The sequence below is a fragment of the Microvirga sp. P4_G7 genome (genome assembly GCF_056401005.1).
Window position 1 is genome coordinate 1 of sequence record NZ_JBFUKD010000472.1, and the last position, 3,048, is coordinate 3,048.

Below are 3,048 nucleotides of genomic sequence, written 5' to 3' on the forward strand. Positions count from 1 at the left end.
CGCTAGCGCCCAGGGATTCTGCAGTCCGGCGGCAATGGTTTCGACGACGATCTCGACTTTATCCGTGCGGATGCGCTGGGAATCCTGAGCCGCGGCAGCGCCGGACAACAGGGTCAGGAGAGAAAAGGCCAGCCCTCGAAACCACATCAAATCATCCTCAATCAATCTCGCGAAGACCTAGCCCATGACGCCAGCGCGTCAATCCGGCCCGCGATCACTGATCTGAGATGTGGATATAGGAGGGCGTTTCCGCCTTGTGAGCCCGCGTTTGGACTTGCGTCCCCAGGACGATTGAGATCAGCGCCAAGCCGATAAGGAGATAAAGGCCGGCCGAAAGGCGGTTTTCCGAGGCGGGTTCGAGCCGATAGAGACGCGACACGGTCTGAACTCTGTTACGCGATCGCTGAGGATACATTGGGTACAAGTCCCGCATTAACCATGTGAATCGGTTGGGAAAACCTGTGTAGAACCGGAAAGTTCCCGCACATTGTTCCGCGACTCGGGTCAGACCCTTTGATTCAAGCACTGATTACGCGAAATCGGACGGCGGGATCGTCCGCCGATCTGCCGCTATCCGATGGTATACGACGGGTCACCGCCGGCGTTTCACTCTAGGTGAACAACTTCGAAGCATTCGGCGCGAAACGGCCAAGCTTGTCCGGATCGAGTTCGACCCCTAGGCCCGGCTTTTCGGGGATAGCGAGATACCCCTCATCGTCGAGGGCAAACGGTTCGGCGAGAATACCGTCGACATAGGGGCTGCCGCCAATGAATTCGACCAGATCCGCGTCGGAGAAGGCGGCTGCCATTTGAAGGTCGGCCGCGACGCCCAATGCGGTGTTCCAGCCATGTCCAATGTACTTCACCCCGAAATCCGATGCCATCCATGCGATCCGGCGCTGCTCGCTGATGCCGCCGACTTTGGTGACGTCCGGCTGCACGATGTCGAAGGCGCCACGAGCCAGCCAGGGGATAAACGATTGCCGGCGGGTGAGAACTTCGCCCCCTGCGATCGGTACGGGGCTGACGCGCCGCAGATGGCAGAAGTCGTCGATCGCGTCCGGTTTCAGCGCTTCCTCGAACCAACCGACATTGTAGTCCTTCAGCATCTCTGCGGTGCGCATGGCCCATTTGAGGCCGTTCGGCCATAGCGCGTCGCTCGCGCCGGCGTCGACGAGGAGCTGATTTTCATCGCCTGCCGCGTCCCGCGCCGCGCGAACGATCGCCTCGTCGAGCTTGGTATCGTTACGCCGGCCGAATGGCCCCCAACCGATCTTGAACGCCCGAAAGCCCTTTGCGCGGTATTGCGCGACGACGTCGCGCATCTGCTCCGGCTCTTCCATCAGCAGTGAGCAATAGGGCTGAACACGCTGCCGATAGGTTCCTCCGAGCAGGCGGCCGACGGGCATCCCTGTTGCTTTGCCGAGAATGTCCCATAGCGCGATGTCGATGGCGCTGATGGTGTGCGTGAGCGTGCCGCCTCGTCCCATCCAGAACGTGTTCTGATGCAGCTTCTCGGTCACGCGTTCCGGCTCGAGAGCGTTCTCATTCGCGAAGAGCGGCTCCAGAACCTTGACGCCGGCTTCAACCAGCCTGCCATCCGTAAACGCACTGCCGTAGCCCGTTATGCCGGCATCGGTGTGGACAGCCACGATTGCGTGGATCGAATCCTCCGGCTTGATTTCGGCCGACCAGCCACCCTTTGGGCTCTCGCCGAAAAGTGGCGCGGCTTCGATCGAGCGAATGCGGATGGGCGGTACGGCGGACGTGAGTTGTGCCCGTCCAGGTGTCACGAAGGTCATGAGCGCGCCTATGCTTGCAAATAGAGAGGGAGGAGGGGAAATCAGGACTTCGTGGGCCGGGTCCGCTCGGAGCGGCGACGCGCGATGATGCCCTGGAAGTCGACAGCGTGGGTCTGGACGTTGATGTGATCGTCGAGCKCTTGCGCCATCCGCGTCACGTCACCGGATTCGAAGACCTGAATCAACGTCCGGTGCTCGTTCGCGATGTCCGCCATGGCTTTTCCGAAGGTTGACAGGCCGACGATGATGGTGAGCTGGCGCGACAGCATTTCCCAGAGATCGCAAATCACTTCGTTGCCGCTGAATTGGCAGAGCGCGCGATGAAAATTGGTGTCCGCGGTGGCAAAGCCATAGGCGTCGCGGCGCACGCGCATCAGATCGAGCTCGTCGACGCGGTGATGGAGAAGCTCCACCTCCGTCTTGCCGTTCCGCCCACCGAGAATCGCACGGGTCGCAGCAGCGGTCTCCAGCGCCACACGCGCTTCGATGAGGTGGTCGATACGCTCCTGCGTCACCGTTCTGAGACGAATGCCCTTGTAGGGCTCGTTGACGACAAGCCCCTGGCTTTCGAGTATCCGCAGCGCCTCCCTCACCGGCACGCGGCTGATGCCCAGGCCTTGCGCCAAGTCGGCTTCGACGATGCGATCTCCTGGAAGAATGCGCCCGGATGCTGCGGCTGCGATCACCTCGTCGATCACCGCATCGACCAGCGTGCGTGGGCGCAAAGGTTGCCAACCCGGCTGCGCGTCACCCTCGACGCCGTCTGGATTGGATGTCGCTATCAGTCGCGGTCTTGAAGCCATTTTGATCAGTCGCTCGTGATCCCAGGAAGTCGGCATGTCGACATCGTCCGGTTATCCATCCTTCGACCACCACCTTGCGGAATTGACGAAAGGGAAGCAGAGCCATTGACATCGGCAAAAATTGTATACCATCATACGAATGACAAAACAAGGATGGGGCGGATCGGCTGATGGGCGAAGTTGAAGTGAAGAGTCGAATTCGCTGTGGAATTGATTTCGACAAGAACGGACGCCAAGCCGGCTATCTGCGTGCGCCGTTGTCTCGCAACAATTCCGGCTGGGGCACCGTCGAAATTCCGATTGTTTGCGTGAAGAACGGCGAAGGGCCGACCGTCCTCTTCACCGGTGGCGTGCACGGCGACGAATATGAGGGCCTGATCGCCGTGTCGCGGCTGGCCCGGTCGCTTGATCCGGCAACAATCCAAGGCCGCGTGATCATGCTG

The 3,048-nt window shown here is 60.6% G+C and carries 3 protein-coding genes and 1 pseudogene; 1 reads left to right on the forward strand and 3 read right to left on the reverse strand.

Features of this window, described 5'->3' with window-relative positions; genetic code table 11:
- Positions 1 to 214: 214 nt before the first annotated feature.
- From AC1DT3_RS16525 to AC1DT3_RS16535, 3 genes are all read right to left on the reverse strand, one after another.
- On the reverse strand, positions 215 to 379 hold the full coding sequence (locus AC1DT3_RS16525) for a hypothetical protein (RefSeq protein WP_477466330.1): 165 nt from the start codon (positions 377 to 379) through the stop codon (positions 215 to 217).
- Positions 380 to 611: 232 nt separating this feature from the next.
- Complete coding sequence (locus AC1DT3_RS16530; protein WP_477466331.1) at positions 612 to 1,802, reverse strand: mandelate racemase/muconate lactonizing enzyme family protein; 1,191 nt, start codon at positions 1,800 to 1,802, stop codon at positions 612 to 614.
- Positions 1,803 to 1,843: 41 nt separating this feature from the next.
- A complete protein-coding gene (locus AC1DT3_RS16535) occupies positions 1,844 to 2,641 on the reverse strand; it encodes a GntR family transcriptional regulator (protein ID WP_477466332.1) in 798 nt (265 codons plus the stop codon).
- Positions 2,642 to 2,775: 134 nt separating this feature from the next.
- Here AC1DT3_RS16535 and AC1DT3_RS16540 point away from each other — a divergent pair.
- Positions 2,776 to 3,048 (forward strand): annotated as a pseudogene (locus AC1DT3_RS16540) (succinylglutamate desuccinylase/aspartoacylase family protein); the annotation flags it as partial.

What these genes read in the sequence shown, in the direction of transcription:
- AC1DT3_RS16530 (WP_477466331.1), bottom strand. Translation starts at nt 1,802, where the DNA reads ATGACCTTCGTGACACCTGGACGGGCACAACTCACGTCCGCCGTACCG.